15 protein-coding genes are annotated in these 16,444 nt (G+C 63.1%); 13 read left to right on the top strand and 2 right to left on the bottom strand.

The window, feature by feature from the left end; translation table 11 throughout:
* Positions 1-3 precede the first annotated feature (3 nt).
* Genes nuoL through K663_RS10870 form a run of 7 tightly spaced genes read left to right on the top strand, consistent with a single transcriptional unit; the run spans position 4 to position 8,535 of the window.
* Complete coding sequence (nuoL, locus tag K663_RS10900; RefSeq protein ID WP_062117285.1) at positions 4-2,118, top strand: NADH-quinone oxidoreductase subunit L; 2,115 nt, start codon at positions 4-6, stop codon at positions 2,116-2,118.
* Positions 2,118-3,689: an NADH-quinone oxidoreductase subunit M gene (locus K663_RS10895; protein ID WP_062117282.1), complete on the top strand. Its 1,572-nt coding sequence runs from the start codon at positions 2,118-2,120 to the stop codon at positions 3,687-3,689. Before nuoL ends, K663_RS10895 begins: the two co-directional genes overlap by 1 nt.
* On the top strand, positions 3,689-5,125 hold the full coding sequence (gene nuoN / locus K663_RS10890) for an NADH-quinone oxidoreductase subunit NuoN (protein ID WP_062117279.1): 1,437 nt from the start codon (positions 3,689-3,691) through the stop codon (positions 5,123-5,125). Before K663_RS10895 ends, nuoN begins: the two co-directional genes overlap by 1 nt.
* Before the next feature lie 44 nt (positions 5,126-5,169).
* On the top strand, positions 5,170-5,829 hold the full coding sequence (locus K663_RS10885) for a biotin--[acetyl-CoA-carboxylase] ligase (RefSeq protein WP_062117276.1): 660 nt from the start codon (positions 5,170-5,172) through the stop codon (positions 5,827-5,829).
* 17 nt (positions 5,830-5,846) lie between these two features.
* Positions 5,847-6,626 carry a type III pantothenate kinase gene (locus tag K663_RS10880; RefSeq protein WP_062117273.1) on the top strand — a complete coding sequence of 260 codons (780 nt, stop codon included), beginning with the start codon at positions 5,847-5,849 and terminating at the stop codon, positions 6,624-6,626.
* Positions 6,626-8,263: a ribonuclease J gene (locus tag K663_RS10875; protein ID WP_062117271.1), complete on the top strand. Its 1,638-nt coding sequence runs from the start codon at positions 6,626-6,628 to the stop codon at positions 8,261-8,263. The genes K663_RS10880 and K663_RS10875 overlap by 1 nt, the downstream gene beginning before the upstream one ends.
* Positions 8,264-8,274: 11 nt before the next feature.
* Positions 8,275-8,535: a DUF1467 family protein gene (locus K663_RS10870; protein ID WP_062117268.1), complete on the top strand. Its 261-nt coding sequence runs from the start codon at positions 8,275-8,277 to the stop codon at positions 8,533-8,535.
* Positions 8,536-8,741: 206 nt separating this feature from the next.
* On the opposite strand, the gene K663_RS10865 is transcribed toward K663_RS10870, so the two are convergent.
* Complete coding sequence (locus tag K663_RS10865; RefSeq protein ID WP_062117265.1) at positions 8,742-9,398, bottom strand: response regulator; 657 nt, start codon at positions 9,396-9,398, stop codon at positions 8,742-8,744.
* Positions 9,395-11,104, bottom strand: a complete 1,710-nt coding sequence (locus K663_RS10860) for a histidine kinase (protein WP_062117262.1) — start codon at positions 11,102-11,104, stop codon at positions 9,395-9,397. The genes K663_RS10865 and K663_RS10860 overlap by 4 nt, the downstream gene beginning before the upstream one ends.
* 132 nt (positions 11,105-11,236) lie before the next feature.
* On the opposite strand from K663_RS10860, the gene recO reads away from it, so the two are divergent.
* From recO to K663_RS10830, 6 genes are all read left to right on the top strand, one after another.
* Positions 11,237-11,971: a DNA repair protein RecO gene (gene recO / locus K663_RS10855; RefSeq protein WP_062117258.1), complete on the top strand. Its 735-nt coding sequence runs from the start codon at positions 11,237-11,239 to the stop codon at positions 11,969-11,971.
* A 50-nt stretch (positions 11,972-12,021) separates the two neighbouring features.
* On the top strand, positions 12,022-13,068 hold the full coding sequence (gene leuB, locus K663_RS10850; protein ID WP_062117255.1) for a 3-isopropylmalate dehydrogenase: 1,047 nt from the start codon (positions 12,022-12,024) through the stop codon (positions 13,066-13,068).
* 10 nt (positions 13,069-13,078) lie between these two features.
* Complete coding sequence (metZ, locus tag K663_RS10845) at positions 13,079-14,287, top strand: O-succinylhomoserine sulfhydrylase (protein WP_062117252.1); 1,209 nt, start codon at positions 13,079-13,081, stop codon at positions 14,285-14,287.
* 33 nt (positions 14,288-14,320) lie between these two features.
* Complete coding sequence (gene apaG, locus K663_RS10840) at positions 14,321-14,719, top strand: Co2+/Mg2+ efflux protein ApaG (RefSeq protein ID WP_037463243.1); 399 nt, start codon at positions 14,321-14,323, stop codon at positions 14,717-14,719.
* The gene (locus K663_RS10835; protein WP_062117249.1) at positions 14,716-15,507 is read left to right on the top strand and encodes a LysR family transcriptional regulator; all 792 of its coding nucleotides are present in this window, start codon (positions 14,716-14,718) and stop codon (positions 15,505-15,507) included. Before apaG ends, K663_RS10835 begins: the two co-directional genes overlap by 4 nt.
* A 65-nt stretch (positions 15,508-15,572) precedes the next feature.
* The gene (locus tag K663_RS10830; protein ID WP_145902263.1) at positions 15,573-16,133 is read left to right on the top strand and encodes a tetratricopeptide repeat protein; all 561 of its coding nucleotides are present in this window, start codon (positions 15,573-15,575) and stop codon (positions 16,131-16,133) included.
* Positions 16,134-16,444: the final 311 nt, after the last annotated feature.

Genomic DNA, 16,444 nt, shown 5'->3' with positions numbered 1-16,444 from the left:
GACATGATCCAGCTTATCGTCCTTCTTCCGCTCATCGCGGCTGTCATCGCCGGCCTTGGCAACAAGGCGCTGGGCAATCTGCCCGCGAAGATCATCACCACCGGCGCGCTGTTCATCAGCTGCGCGTTGAGCTGGCCGATCTTCATCAGCTTCCTGACCGGTCATGCGGAAGCCTATGTCGCGCCCGCCTTCACCTGGATCCAGTCGGGCAGCTTCGACGCCCAATGGGCGCTGCGCGTCGATGCGATGACGGCGGTCATGCTGGTCGTCATCACCAGCGTGTCGAGCCTCGTCCACCTCTACAGCTGGGGCTATATGGAGGAGGAGCCGGATCAGCCGCGCTTCTTCGCCTATCTCTCGCTCTTTACCTTTGCGATGCTGATGCTGGTGACGGCGAACAATCTGTTGCAGATGTTCTTCGGCTGGGAAGGCGTCGGTCTTGCGTCGTACCTGCTGATCGGTTTCTGGTTCCGCAAGCCGAGCGCCAACGCCGCAGCGATCAAGGCCTTCGTGGTCAATCGCGTCGGCGACCTTGGCTTCATGCTGGGCATTTTCGGCACCTATCTGGTGTTCGACACCATCTCGATCCCGGAAATCCTGGCCGCAGCGCCGTCAATGGCGGGTTCGACCATCGGCTTTCTCGGCTATCGCTTCGACACGATGACCGTTCTGTGCCTGTTGCTGTTCATCGGTGCGATGGGCAAGTCGGCGCAGCTTGGCCTGCACACCTGGCTGCCGGACGCGATGGAGGGCCCAACCCCTGTGTCGGCGTTGATCCACGCGGCGACGATGGTGACTGCGGGCGTGTTCATGGTGTGCCGCCTGTCGCCGATGTTCGAAACATCGCCGACCGCTTTGGGTTTCGTGACGTTCATCGGCGCGGCCACCTGTCTGTTCGCGGCCACGGTGGGCACGGTGCAGAACGACATCAAGCGCGTCATCGCCTATTCAACCTGTTCGCAGCTGGGCTACATGTTCTTCGCGGCGGGCGTCGGCGCATATGGCGCGGCGATGTTCCACCTGTTCACGCACGCTTTCTTCAAGGCGCTGCTGTTCCTGGGCGCAGGATCGGTGATCCATGCGATGCACCATGAGCAGGACATGCGTTATTATGGCGCGCTGCGGAAGGAGATCCCGATCACCTTCTGGACGATGACGCTGGGCACGCTGGCCATCACGGGCGTCGGCCTGCCGCTCGTCGGCGTCGGCTTTGCGGGCTTCTATTCGAAGGACGGCATCCTTGAGGCTGCCTATGCTTCGGGCGGCGCGGGCGTGGGTGCGTTCCTCGTGGGCGTGTTCGCGGCGCTGCTGACCAGCTTCTACAGCTGGCGGCTGGTATTCCTGACCTTCTTCGGCAAGCCGCGCTGGGCCGCTTCGGAGCATATCCAGCACGCGATCCACGGCCATCATGAATCACCCGATGAAGAGACGACGCATGACGATCATGCGACCCATGGTCATGGGTCGGAGCATGCCAACGCCCCGGCGCAGGAAAATGCAGGTCATGACCCCCATGGGCATGAAGCTGATGCGCATGCGCTGCATGGCGGCACTGGCGGCTATCATCCGCATGAAAGTCCGTGGGTCATGCTGATCCCGTTGATCGTGCTGAGCCTGGGCGCGGTGTTCGCCGGTTTCATTTTCCACGACCAGTTCATTGGCTCCGAGGGCGGCGTCGAGTTCTGGAAGGGCGCGCTGTCGTTCGACAGTCATCTGATGCATGCCGCGCATGAAGTGCCGGTGTGGGTCAAGTTCGCGCCGTTCACGGTGATGCTGACCGGCCTCGTCATCGCGTGGCTGAGCTATATCAAGAACACCGACTGGCCGCGGCGGTTCGTCGCCGAGTTCGGGGTGCTGTACCAGTTCCTGCTCAACAAATGGTATTTTGACGAGCTTTACCACTTCCTGTTCGTCAGGCCCGCCTTCGCCATCGGCCGCTTCTTCTGGAAGTTCGGTGACGTCGGTTTCATCGACCGCTTCGGCCCCAATGGGCTCGCCGCGCTGGTCGTGCAGGGCAACAAAGTCACCCGTCGGCTTCAGTCCGGCTACCTCTACACATACGCGCTGGTGATGCTGATCGGCCTCGCCGCGGCAGCAACCTGGGCGATGACACGATAATGGACGGCTTCCCCATCCTTTCCCTGATGATGGCAGTGCCGATGGCGGGGGCCATTGCCTGTCTCTATGCGGGCGCGAACCAGGCGCGCTGGATTGCGCTGGTGGCGACGCTGGTCGATCTGGCGCTCGGCGTGCTGCTATGGGCGAATTTCGACCAGGCGGACACCGCCGCGCAATGGCAGTTCCAGGAATATGCGCCGATTTTCGGCCGTTTCGCTTGGGCGCTGGGCATCGACGGCATCGCGCTCGTCCTGATCATGCTGACTGTGTTCCTGATGCCGATCTGCATCGGCGCGAGCTGGCAGTCGATCGAGAAGCGGGTGGGCGAATATATGGCTGCCTTCCTGTTCATGGAGGTGCTGATGATCGGCGTCTTCACGGCGCAGGATCTCTACCTTTTCTACGTGATGTTCGAAGCCGGGCTGATTCCGATGTACCTGATCATCGGCATCTGGGGCGGGGCGGACCGCATCTACGCGTCCTACAAATTCTTCCTCTATACGCTGCTCGGATCGGTGCTGATGCTGATCGCGATGATGTGGATGGTGCATGAAGCTGGCACCACCGACATCCCGACGCTGATGGCGTATAATTTCGATCCGCATGTTCAGACCTGGCTGTTCCTCGCATTCTTCGCGAGCTTTGCGGTCAAGATGCCGATGTGGCCAGTCCACACCTGGCTGCCCGACGCGCACGTTCAGGCGCCTACGGCAGGTTCTGTCATCCTGGCGGGCGTGCTGCTGAAGATGGGCGGCTATGGTTTCATCCGCTTCTCGCTGCCGATGTTCCCGGAAGCCTCCGCCGAACTGGCGTGGCTCGTATGGGGCCTGTCGATGGTGGCGGTGGTGTATACCAGCCTCGTCGCGCTGGTGCAGACCGACATGAAGAAGCTGATCGCCTATTCATCGGTCGCGCACATGGCGATCGTCACGGTCGGCCTGTTCGCGTTCAACCAGGCGGGCATTGAAGGCGCGATGATGGTGATGCTGGGCCACGGCCTGGTGTCGGGCGCGCTGTTCCTGTGCGTGGGCGTGATCTACGACCGTCTGCATACGCGAGAGATTGCCCGTTATGGCGGCCTGTCGATCAACATGCCCAAATATGCGGTGCTGTTCCTGCTGTTCACCATGGCGTCGGTCGGATTGCCGGGGACGAGCAACTTTGTCGGCGAATTCCTGGCCCTGATGGGCATTTATCAGGCGTCGAGCTGGGTCGCGCTGGTCTGCACCACGGGCATCATTCTGGGTGCGGCCTATATGCTCTATCTCTATCGCCGCATCTGTTATGGCGAACAGAAGAATGCCGATGCGGCGGCGATGCCGGACCTGTCGATGCGTGAAATGTGGCTGTTGGCGCCGATCGCCGCCGCCGTGCTGTGGATGGGCATCTATCCTGAAAGCTTCCTGGCGCCGATGCGGTCCGACATCCGCGCGCTGGAGGCCCGCCTTGCCGCGGCCGCTCCGGTCGGGGATTCCAAGATCAAGATGGGGCCAGCCATTCCTGCAGGGGCGGCCCATCATGAAGAAGTTGCGCCAATGACCCATGAAAAAGCGTCGGGGGAGGCGCACTGATGATTGATTCCGCTTCCCTTCTGGCGGTTTTGCCGGAACTGATCCTGACAGCAGGTGGCCTGGTGTTGCTGATGATCGCTGCCTTTGGCGGCGATGGCACGGCGCGCGTCGTTAACTGGCTGTCGGTGCTGACGCTGGTGGTTGCGGCGCTGGTGCTGCCGACTTCGATGGCGCATGGTCCGCTGGCCTTTGACGGCCTGGTCCGAGCGGATGCCTTTTCGGTGTTCGCCAAGGTGCTGATCTATGCAGCGGCGGCGGCGGCCATCCTGCTTGCTCCGCGCTATTTCCTCGCGTCGGGCGCGCTTCGTCCGGAATATCCTATCCTGATCCTGTTCAGCAGCATCGGCATGGGGATGATGGTGTCGGCGGGCGACCTGCTGACGCTGTATGTCGGGCTGGAGATGCAGAGCCTTGCCGCCTATGTGCTGGCGAGCTTCATGCGGCAGGATGAGCGGTCTTCCGAAGCGGGCCTGAAATATTTCGTGCTTGGCTCGCTGGCGAGCGGTATCCTGCTTTACGGCACGACGCTGTTGTACGGCTTCACCGGCACCACGAGTTTCGATGGCATTGCGGTCGCGTTGGGCGATGGAGTGGGCAAGGGCGAACTGTTCGGCCTGGTTTTCCTGCTGGCGGGTCTGGCGTTCAAGATGAGCGCTGTGCCGTTCCACATGTGGACGCCGGATGTTTATGAAGGCGCACCGACTCCGGTCACCGCATTCTTCGGCAGCGCGCCGAAGGTGGCGGCGATGGCGCTGACGGTCCGCGTCGCGATCGAGGCGCTCGGTCCGGCGGGGCTGGACTGGCAGCAGATCGTGATTTTCGTGGCGCTCGCTTCGATCATTTTCGGTGCGGTGGCGGCGATCGGCCAGACCAACATCAAGCGGCTGATGGCCTATTCGTCGATCAACAATGTCGGCTTCGCGCTGATCGGCCTGGCCGCGGCGACCCCGGCCGGTGTCGCGGCGACGATGAGCTATATGGCGATCTATGTCGTCATGACGATCGGCGGTTTCGCCTGCATTCTTCAGATGCGCGATGCGGAAGGGCGTCCGGTCGAGACCATCGCGAGCCTGGCTGGCCTGTCCCAGTCGCGCAAGGGGCTGGCCGCCGCGTTGGCGATCTTCATGTTCTCCATGGCGGGCATTCCGCCGCTGTTCGGTTTCTGGGCGAAGTTCCTGGTGTTCGATGCGGCGGTTGCGGCCGGACTGACGGCGTTGGCCGCCTTCGGCATCGCGGCTTCGGTGATCGGGGCATATTATTATCTGAAGATCATCAAGACGATGTATTTCGACGAGCCGGCAGCCGCCTATGAAGCGCGCGGCGGGGCGGTCGAGAATGTCATCCTGACTGCCTGCGCGGTTGTGATCGTCGTCGGCTATCTGCTGAACCCCGTGCTCGATCAGGCGAGCGCGGCGGCTGCCGCGTCGCTATTCTGACCGACATCCGTTTCGTAGCGGAGACCGGCTCCACCAACGCCGACATGTTGGCGTTGGCGGAGCAAGGCGTGCCGGAAGGCGCTTGGCTGCGTGCCGGACGCCAGATCGGAGGGCGGGGTCGGATGGGCCGCGCCTGGGAAAGCCCCGAAGGAAATCTTTACTGTTCAACGCTGGTCCGCTTGCGACCGGGCGATCCGCCGCCGCATCTGTTGGCGCTGGTGGCCGCCAATGCGGTGCATGCGCTGGTCGCGCCGCTGTGCGCTGGGCAGGCGCAGATAAAATGGCCCAATGATGTGCTGGTCGATGGCGCGAAGATCGCCGGAATATTGCTGGAACGGGCGGGGGACGCCGTCGTCGTGGGCATTGGCATCAATGTGACCGGCCATCCGACCGGCCTTGACCGGCCCGTGACGAGCTTGGCTGCACAGGGCGCGAGCGAGGCCGAGGCGGGCATCCTGATCCAGCGACTGGCCGAGCTGTTCGGGCATTGGGTGGCGGTCTGGCGCGCGCAGGGGCTGGACCCGGTGCGGACGCACTGGCTGCTCAATGCCCATCCCAAAGGTACAGCCATGCGCGTCGTCCAGCCCGATGGCGAAGTGGTCGAGGGTTCTTTCGGCACGCTGGATACGCAAGGCATGCTGATCCTGCGCTTGGCGAATGGCGACGCCCGTGCCATTCATGCGGGCGACATCCTTCTCATCTGATAACCGGGGGACCGGCCATGCTTCTCGCGATCGACGCGGGCAATACCAATGTGGTTTTCGCGCTGCTTGACGGACGGGATATCCGCGCGCGCTGGCGGATCGCGACCGACCCACGGCGCACCGCCGACGAATATGCCGTGTGGCTAAACCAGCTGTTGATGCTGGAGGGGTTCAGCATTGCCGATGTGGACGCGGTTATCATTGCGACCGTGGTACCGCGCGCGTTGCACAATCTGCAGGTGCTGGCCGAAAAATATTTCAAGACGAGCGCGTTGGTCGCGGGTCAAGCTCCGGTCGAATGGGGGATCGAGCTGGATGTGGCCGAGCCGGCTTCGGTCGGCGCTGACAGGGTTGTCAACGTGATCGCGGCGCACCACCTATATAAGGGCGACCTGATCGTCATCGATTTCGGGACCGCGACCACTTTCGACGTCGTCGATTATCACGGCACCTACAAGGGCGGCATCATCGCGCCGGGCATCAACCTGTCGCTGGACGCACTGGTTGCGGCGGCGGCCAAGCTGCCCAAGATCGCCATTGCGCCGCCGGAGAACCGATCGGTTATCGGTCGTAACACGGAAGCGCAGATGCACATTGGCGTGTTCTGGGGTTATGTCGCGATGATGGAAGGGCTGGTCGCCCGGATACGCGCGGAGATCGGCCGACCGGCAAAAGTAATTTCGACAGGCGGGCTCGCCGTCCTGTTTGATGAGAATAGCGACATATTCGATGCGATTGCGCCCGACCTGACCATTTTGGGGTTGGCGCTGTTGCACGAGAGGAGTTTGAATAACTAATGACACCCGGAAACGAGCTGCTCTTCCTGGCCCTTGGTGGGTCGGGCGAGATTGGCATGAACGTAAATCTCTATGGCTGCCAGGGTAAGTGGGTGATGGTCGATCTGGGCCTGACCTTTGCCGATCCGGCCTATCCCGGTGTCGAGCTGATATTGCCGGACCTGTCCTTCATCGAGGAGCGGCGCGAGGATTTGCTCGGCATCGTGCTGACGCACGGGCATGAGGATCATATCGGGGCGATCCCCTATCTGGCCGCCGATCTGGGCGTGCCGCTTTATGCGACGCCCTTCACCGCGGGGCTGATCCGGCTGAAGCTGGAAGAAGAAGGGCTGAGCCGTGAGGTGAAGCTGCACGTGATCGAGAATGAGGGCAGCTTTGCCCTGGGTCCATTCGGTTTCCGCTATGTGCCGCTGGCGCATTCGATCCCGGAGGGCAATGCGGTGCTGATCGACACGCCCCATGGCCGCATTTTTCACACCGGCGACTGGAAGCTGGATGAAAAGCCGCTGCTGGGCCAGCCTTCGACCCCTGCGGAACTGACGGCGATCGGCGACGAGGGCGTGCTGGCGCTGGTGTGCGACAGCACCAATGTCTTCAACGCAGAGGCGAGCGGGTCCGAAGGCGATGTGCGCGAAGGGTTGATGGCGACGATCACCGGGGCGAAGGGCCGGGTGCTTGTCACCACCTTTGCGTCCAACGCCGCGCGATTGCAGACGCTGGGCGAGGTGGCGAACGCGGTTGGACGCAAGCTGTGCGTGGCCGGGCGCTCGCTGGACCGGATCATTTCGACGGCCAAGGCGGCGGGTTATCTGAAGGACTTTCCGCCGACGGTGGATTGGGACGATGCTATGGCTTTGCCGCGCAACGAGGTGATGATCATCGCCACGGGCGGGCAGGGCGAAGCGCGCGCGGCATTGTCGCGGATCGCGTTCGAAAGCCATCCCATCAAGCTGGACACGGGCGATCTGGTCGTTTTTTCGTCCAAGCAGATCCCAGGCAATGAGATTGCGATCGGCCGCATCCAGAACGCATTGGCGACCAAGGGCGTGCTGATGGTCACAGACCGCCAGGCGGCAGTGCATGTGTCAGGCCACCCTGGGCGGCCTGAACTGGAGGCGATGTATAGCTGGGTACGGCCGCAGATACTTCTGCCCGTGCATGGCGAACGCCGGCACATGGCGGAACAGGCGCGGCTGGGTTTGACGAACGGCGTCCCGCATGCGGTGGTGCAGTCCAATGGCGACCTGCTGCGGCTGGCGCCGAACGGCCCGGAGATCATCGGCAAGGAAGGGACCGGGCGGCTGGTGCTGGACGGCGATGTCATCCTGCCCGCTGACGGATCGACCATGAACGAGCGGCGCAAGATCGCGCTGCACGGGCAGATCAGCGTCGCGGTGGCGCTGGATCGCAAGGGCAAGCTGATCGGCGAGCCGGCTTTGCGGACGCAGGGCGTGCCGGTCGAGGAAGACAAGGCCGCTTTCCTGGCGGAGGCGGCTGACGAAGCAGCGCAGGTGGTGCCCAAGGGGTCGCAGGACGAAGAAGCACTGCGCGAGCGGGTGCGGCTGGCCGTGCGGCGGACGGCGACCCGCTGGACGGGCAAGAAGCCGGTGGTGGACGTCCTGCTCGTTCGCGCCTAAGGCAACTGGCCATGAACCTGTACGCGATCTTCGCCATTTATTTTCTGTTCTGGGTGATCAGCGCGTTCATCGTCATGCCCTTTGGCATCCGCACGCCCGACGAAACGGGCGAAGTGATGGTGAAGGGCCAGGCGGATAGTGCGCCCAGCAACTTTCGCCCCGGGGTTGTGGCGGTTCGCGCCACGATCCTGTCGGCAGTGCTGTTTGGCCTATATTATGCCAATTATGTCGAAGGTTGGGTGACGCTGGAGCGGTTTACCCGCCCATCCTGAGGCATGCGGAGACGCGGAGCGCGCCGTTCGGACGGGCAGCACTTTAGCCCGCGCGCGTCGCGTCCGGACGGCAGGTTTTTTAGCTGCGCCGCGTTTTCGCTTTCGGTCATGTATTTGAGCGGATCACGCTGACAGCGCGGAGGGGCCGTCCAACGGCCCCGATTTCCGCAATCCCCGGCCTCTGCGCAGAACCCCTATTCTGGAGTTTAGTGCATTCCTACCGCTGGGACGTCATTGTCGATGGACAGCATCATGATGATGAGTTCCGAGCGCGACTTGATCCCTAGCTTCTGGAAGATGCTGTGCAGGTGGACCTTCACCGTGCCTTCCGTCAGGCCACAGCGCCCAGCGATTTCACGGTTGCGCAGGCCCGCGCGGATGAGGCCGGCGATCTCCATTTCCCGATCGGTGAGGGTGGACAGGGCGTTGCTGTCGTTCGCCGGGGCGGAGATGCTGTGGACCAGCGCCTGTTCCATGACGAAGGGCGCGATGCTCTTGTTCCCGCTCAACACCTGACCGATGCAGGTCAGCAGTTCGTTGGGATCGCTATCCTTCAGCACGACGCCATCGACGCCCAGCTTGATGGCTTCCAGCGTCTGATCGGGGCGGATGTGGACGGTCATGAAGATGACCGGCACGGTGCTGCCGCTGCTGCGGATGGCGGAGAGGATGGCGAGCCCGCCGCCGTCCTTCATGCTGACGTCAAGGATCAGCAGGTCGGGCTGCTCCGCCTGAAGGCGGGAGATGGCTTCATCCACCGATCGCGCACAGAATACGACATCGTGGCCATGGGAACTGAGAAATTGCACCATGCCATCGAGGAAGATGGGGTGATCGTCGACTATGGCTATCTGCGCCGTCATATTGGGGACCTCGGTAAGGATGAAGGCAATCTGATCGAAATTAATGAATTCATGCTTAAGTTGTGGAAATAGGCGGTGCCGCCGATCTTGCCCAACCGCTTCATGATGGATTGCGACTGGAGTTCGAAGTCGCCGGTATAATTTTCCCGTTCGACGGGCTGCGCGCCCGGATTGTCCTTGAGCGCGATCAATATCTCGTCATCGGCCTGGGCCAGAGAGACGGTGATATGCTGGGCCGCGGCATGCTTGACCGCGTTGGCGGCGGCTTCCCGGATCAGAAATTCGATTTCGGCTGCTGTTTCGGGCAGCACGGTCATCGGATGGTCCGTAGCGTTCAGCCTGCATTCGATGCCCCATTGCAGGGCGATGAAGCGGCAGCAGCGCTCAATCTCGCGGTTCAGCTCCACATTGCCGGTGGCGCCCTCGGTCGTGCTGAGGAGGCGGCGCAGATGCGCCTGTTCGGCGGTGACGAGTTCCTCCATGGCGCGCAGTTCGGCGAGCTGGTGCGGGGCGTCGATCGCGGTGAGGCCGTGGATCGCGGTGACGAGCCTGACGCGAAGCGCGGCCAGCGTCTGGAGGACGCTGTCGTGCAGGTCGCGGCTGAGCGCCAGGCGGGCTTCGGCAAAAGTGCGTTCGCGCCAGGCGAGAAAGAAGAAGTGGCGTTCGAGGAACAGCTCCAGCCCTTCCTGGATGCGCTGGGCGCGGAGCAGGGCGGCGGGCGACCAGCCGTGCCGTGCGCCGACGAATAGGCGGCCGCGCAACTCGCCGGTCTGGACATGGACGCTGACGCCCTGACCCTGGCCGAGCACATCGAGCACCGTTTCGGTCAGCTGCTCCGCCTTTTCATTGCGCAATATGCCTAAGCGGCTGCGCAACAGGATGCGGCTGGACTGGCCGGAATAGAGGAAGGGCGCCTCGCGCGGGGTGATGGTGAGCAGGCTTTCGTTTTGACGCTGGGGCAGGTTGAGGGTGCGAATGCCTTCCGCATCGATGATGTCGCAATGGACCGGGCCGTCGTCCATCTGCCACACAAAGGCGCAATAGCGGGCCGCCATGAGCTGCGAAATCTGTTCGATGACGAAGCGGGGAAGCGATTTCTGAAATGAAAGGCCCACGGCCTGCAATCGCTCGGACCAGCTTATCAGGCGCTTTTCAAGGATCGACAGGCTGAGCATCGCCGCCGCGATGATGCAGCCGATGAGGACGGTAAGCCCGTCGATCGCCCGGTCCACTTCGGCCACATGGCGGGTGGAGGCCCAGGATTCATAATAGCCCCGCGCCAGGAAGGCGAGGACAAGGCACAGGGCCAGGACGATGATGGACCCCCGGCCGAACCGGTCCGACGCCGACCATGCGACGAAGAAGAGGCAGGCGAGCGCCGCAATCTGTAGCGGTTCGCACAAGGCGATGACCGTCAGGAAGATGATGACGTCCACGAACAGCGATATCGGGCGCAGCGCCAGGGCCAACGGCGGCGTCAGCATATGCTGGGCGATGCTGGCCAGCGTCCAGAGCCAGATGCCGGCCTGTAGCAGGAAGGTGGTTCGGGCAAAGTCGGGTTCATTGCTGAACATCGCGGAGACCTGCCATGTGGCAGCCACGGCAAAGGCGACGCGGGATATGGCAAAACCCAGCGTCGGCGAACGACCCAACCAGAGCACCAGGCGATCCATCGCGGTCGATGGCGCCTTGGGCATGTTCAACATAGTGGCATGTCCCCCGACTCCCACGCGAATATCTGACCACAGTCAGGCAACCGACACAACTTATATCAATTGGAATATGAAGATGTGCTTGCGGCCATGGCGCGGCATGCCCGTCGGGGTTAAAGACGCGCTATGGCGGCGCTGATCACTCCTGCCCTTGTTTGCGGGGTACGTTCCCATGGGGAGCATGGCGCGATCGCGCGACTGTTGACGCCGGGCCATGGCTTGTTGGCCGGTTATGTGCGCGGGGGCCGATCGCGGGCTTTGCGCCCGGTGCTGTTGCCGGGGAACAGCGTGAAGGCGGAATTTCGCGCACGCACGGAGGAGCAACTCGCCAGCCTGACGGTGGAGCTGGAGCATAGCCGTGCACCGCTTTTATCGGAACCTCTGCCTGCTGCGGCGATCGACTGGGTGTGTGCGCTGACGGCGGCCGCGTTGCCGGAAGGGACGCCCTATCCCGCGCTCTATCAGGCGCTGGACGGGGTGCTGGGGGCGGTCGATGCGGCGCCCGCAGCGCGAGGGTGGGCGGTGGCGCTGGTGCGGTATGAACTGCTGCTGCTGGCCGAGCTTGGCTTTGGCCTGGACCTTGGCCGTTGCGCGGCGACCGGAGGCGTGCAGGATCTGGCCTATGTCAGCCCGCGAAGCGCCGCCGCCGTCAGCAGGGATGCGGCGGTGGGTTATGAAAGTCGCCTGCTGCCATTGCCGCCGTTTCTGCTGGAGGGCGGGGCTGCGGAATGGGGCGCGATATTGGACGGGCTGCGGCTCACCGGCTTCTTTCTGGAGCGGTCCGTACTGACCGAGTGGAAGGCCGACGTGCTCGCCGCGCGGGAAAGACTGGTCGATCGCCTGAAAAGAGCGGTTGCGTGAGGCGCGGCGGCTTCATAAGGGGCGGCCATCAGTTCTGAGGAGTTGCCGCCATGTTGATCGCCATTTTTCCCGGAGACGGTATCGGGCCGGAGATCGTCGCCCAGGCCCGGCGCGTGCTGGACGCATTGGGGATTGATGGCCTGACCTACGAGGAAGGCTTGGTTGGGGGCGCGGCCTACAAGGCGGTGGGCCATCCGTTGCCGCCAGAAACGCTGGAACTGGCGAAGCGCGCCGACGCGATCCTGTTCGGCGCGGTCGGCGATCCCGACTGCGACTCGCTGGAGCGGCATTTGCGGCCGGAGCAGGCGATCCTGGGCCTGCGCAAGGAGCTGGGCCTCTTTTCCAACCTGCGTCCGGCGAAGGTTTTCCCGGAACTGGCCGATGCGTCGGCGCTGAAGAAGGAGGTGGCGAGCGCCATCGACCTGCTGATCGTGCGCGAAACCAATGGCGACGTCTATTTCGGCGAAAAGGGCATGCGCAAGACGCCCGAAGGCCTGCGCGAAGGCTATGACATCATGTCGTACAATGAAGAGCAGGTGCGCAAGATAGCGCATCAGGGCTTTCAGGCGGCCCGTGCACGTCGCGGCAAGCTGTGTTCGGTGGACAAGGCCAATGTGCTGGAAACGAGCCAGTTGTGGCGCGATGTGATGATCGAGGTGTCGGCGGAATATCCCGATGTGGCGCTGTCCCACATGTATGTCGACAATGCCGCGATGCAGCTGGTGCGTAATCCGGGCCAGTTCGATGTGATCGTCACCGGCAACATGTTCGGCGACATCCTGTCCGATCAGGCGAGCATGTGCGTCGGCTCTATCGGCATGCTGGCTTCGGCGACGCTGAACGACAGCAATCAGGGACTGTATGAACCGATCCACGGTTCCGCGCCCGACATTGCCGGGCAGGGCAAGGCCAATCCGCTGGCAACGGTTCTGTCCGCGGCGATGATGCTGCGTTACTCGCTCAAGATGCCTGAACAGGCTGACCGGATCGAGGCCGCCGTCGCCAAGGCTCTGGCCAATGGCGCGCGCAGCCCTGATCTGGGCGGCAGCATGAGCACGGTGGAGATGGGCGACGCGGTGCTGGCGGCGCTGAATTGAGGAACGCAGGATGAAGCGCAGGAGCGGGCAGGACCCGGAGATCACCAAGAACTGGCGTCCCGCGACACTGGCGGTGCGCGGCGGTACCGCGCGTAGCGAATGGGGCGAGACGTCCGAAGCACTGTTCCTGACGAGCGGCTACAGCTACGATCGGGCCGAAGACGCGGCGATGCGCTTTGCTGGCGAGCAGCAGGGTATGACCTACAGCCGCTTGCAGAACCCGACCGTGGAGATGCTGGAAAAGCGCATCGCGCTGCTGGAAGGCGCGGAAGCGTGCCGCGCTACGGCGACGGGCATGGCGGCGATGACGGCGGCGTTGCTGTGCCAGCTGTCGGCGGGCGACCATGTGGTCGCGGGCAAGGCGCTGTTCGGATCCTGCCGCTGGCTGACCGACACGTTGCTGCCCAAGTTCGGCATCGAGACGACGACCGTTGATGCGACCGACAATGGCGCGTGGGAAGCGGCGGTGCGGCCGAATACCAAGGTCTTCTTTTTCGAAACGCCTGCCAATCCGACGATGGACGTCGTCGATCTGGCGGCCGTTTGCGGCATCGCCAAAAAGCATGGCGTCACCAGCGTGGTGGACAATGCCTTTGCCACGCCCGCGCTGCAGCGGCCGATGGAATTCGGCGCGGATGTCGTCGCCTATAGCGCGACCAAGATGATGGACGGACAGGGCCGCGTGCTTGCGGGCGCGATCTGCGGCACGGAAGATTTCATCATCAACACGCTGCTGCCTTTCCACCGGAACACCGGGCCGACGCTGAGCGCCTTCAATGCCTGGGTTGTTCTGAAGGGGCTGGAGACGCTGGACCTGCGTATCCGCCGTCAGAGCGAGAATGCGCTGAAGGTCGCCAAATTCCTGGAAGGGCGGGTGGAGAAGGTTCTTTATCCCGGCCTGGAAAGCCATCCGCAGCATGCACTGGCGATGACCCAGATGGCGATGGCTGGACCGATCTTCTCCCTCTATGTCGGGGGCGGGCGCAAGGAAGCGCATGGCCTGCTGAATGGGCTGGAGCTGATCGACATCAGCAACAATATCGGGGATTCCCGGTCGTTGATGACGCATCCGGCATCGACCACCCATTATAGCATGGCGGAAGCGGCGCGGCTGGAAGTCGGGATTACCGAGGATATGCTGCGCCTGAATGTCGGGTTGGAAGACCCGGACGATGTGATCGAGGATCTTGATCGTGCGCTCAAGTCGATAGGCCGTTGACGGGGACGGGGTGATGGGCGCATTTCTTTGACCGTGAACGCGCTTTTCCCCTTCCACGCGACCACGCGCGACATCAACGTGCATGTGGCCGTCACCTTCCTGCCGGAACAGTCCGAACCGGACCGGGGGCGCTGGTTCTGGGCCTATCATATTCGCATCGAGAATGTGGGCGACCAGCCGGTGCAGTTGCTGACCCGTCACTGGGTCATCACCGATGGGCGGGGAACGCAGCATCGCGTGGACGGCGACGGCGTGGTCGGCGAGCAGCCGGTGGTGCAGCCGGGCAAAAGCTATGACTATGTGTCGGGATGTCCGCTCAATACGCCCACGGGGTCAATGCGCGGTCATTATCATATGATCGGCGCCAGCGGGGAGACGTTCGACATCGCCATTCCCCATTTCGCGCTCATAGCCCCGGCGATTGCCGAATGAAGCGTACCCATTTGCCGTTGAATGGCCTGCGCGTGCTGGATGCGGCGGCGCGGCACCTGTCCTTCACAAGGGCTGCGGACGAGTTGGCCGTGACGCCCGCAGCCGTTGGCCAGCAGATCCGGGCGTTGGAGGACCTGCTGGGCGTCGTGCTGTTCCGTCGCACGCCAAAGGGGCTGGAATTGACGCCGGAGACGGAGGCGGGGCTGGAGGCGCTGCGTGCCGGTTTCCTGGAGTTTGAGGAAGCCGTGCGGGCGATGCAGGCGGGGCAATCGAGTTTGTCGCTGACGATCGCGGCTCCCCGCGACATCACCGCAAAATGGTTGCAGCCGCGCCTCGCCAGCTATGCGGAGAACCAGGCTGATCTCAAATTCGCCCTGGTGGCGGCGGACGATGCGCTTGATTTTACCGAAGCCAATCTGGATTTGGCGTTGCGGCTGGCCGAAGGGCCGGGCGAGCATGAGGGCGTCAAGGTCGGCGATAGCAGTTTCGTGACCGTCGAGGCAGCGCAGGGCGGTCCTGAACACCGTATCGACTGGCCCGGCTGTCCGGCGGGCAGCGAGCCTGCGATGATTCGCGTGGCGGATGGGGGTCTTGCCATCGAAGCGGCGATCAACGGTTTCGGGCGGGCCACGGTGCCGCTGCTGCTGGCGCAGGCCGACATTGATGCAGGCCGCGTGCGGCGGGTTGGAGAGGTGGTGCCGACGCCGCTTGCCTACTGGCTGATCGCGCCCCTGCCCCAGTGGCGGCAGAAGAAGGTCAAGTCGCTGATCGAGGCGCTGACGTCCTGACCGCTGGGCGGCGGGCTTTCCTTGTCGCGCGCCTTGCTGATGCGGATATGAGGGGGAGGGGTAAGATGGCCTTTCGCGGTTGGGGTAGAAGCTGCCTTACCGTCGGTCTGCTGACATGGATGGCGCCGCCGCTTTGGGCGCAGGAGCCCTATGTCGCCGGTGTCACGGAGGCGCGGGAGAAGGAATGGCGCGGTCTCGTCGCCCTGGCGCAATCCGCTTATGCGCAAGGGCATGGCGCAGACGCGGTCGAACCTGCGCGCAAGGCGCTGGCGATCGCCGACGAACTATTCGGCCCTGATGATCCACGCGCGCTGATTTCAGCCAATGACCTGGCGCTGATACTGGAGCGGACGGGGCAGTACCGCGAGGCGGAGCAATTGTTGCGCCGCGTTTTCGATAGCTATCGACAGACGAGGGGCGAGGATGATCCGGCTTGCCAGATGGCGCTGGAGAATCTCGTCGATTTCTATCTCGCGCGCAAACGGCCCGATGCGGCGGGGCCGCTGGCGAAATATGCGTTGGAGACATTTCGCCGCACAACCGGATCGGCCAGCGAGAGCAGCAGGCGGATGGCGGGGATATTGGCGCAAATACCAGATGTTAACGCCGATATGGCGACCGATTGATCGGCTTTCTGGCGGGCTGCGTATAGCAGAAGTAATAGTTCTTCGGGTGAATTGCCAAGCGATCCGCGGCTGCTATCCCACGCTCATCCATCGGACGGGGCGTTTGATTTTCCCATAGGTTTCACCAGTGCGCGCATTGGTGTGAATTGGGGGGACTGACCACAGCGCCGGAAAAGAAATCCTATGGGTCGCAAAAAAATGAGCGGGTGATCGGCCGAGGCTGGTCGCCCGCTTTTTTCTTTGCAGGCTCAGATGCAGGTCGGATTTTCAAGACAGCGTGTTCCCATGGTGCGGTGATCGGACTTCGCTCC

It is taken from the genome of Sphingobium sp. MI1205 (assembly GCF_001563285.1).
Taxonomy (GTDB): domain Bacteria; phylum Pseudomonadota; class Alphaproteobacteria; order Sphingomonadales; family Sphingomonadaceae; genus Sphingobium.
Note: the sequence above shows the minus strand (reverse complement) of the source record. Positions and strands in the feature narration are given on the sequence as shown.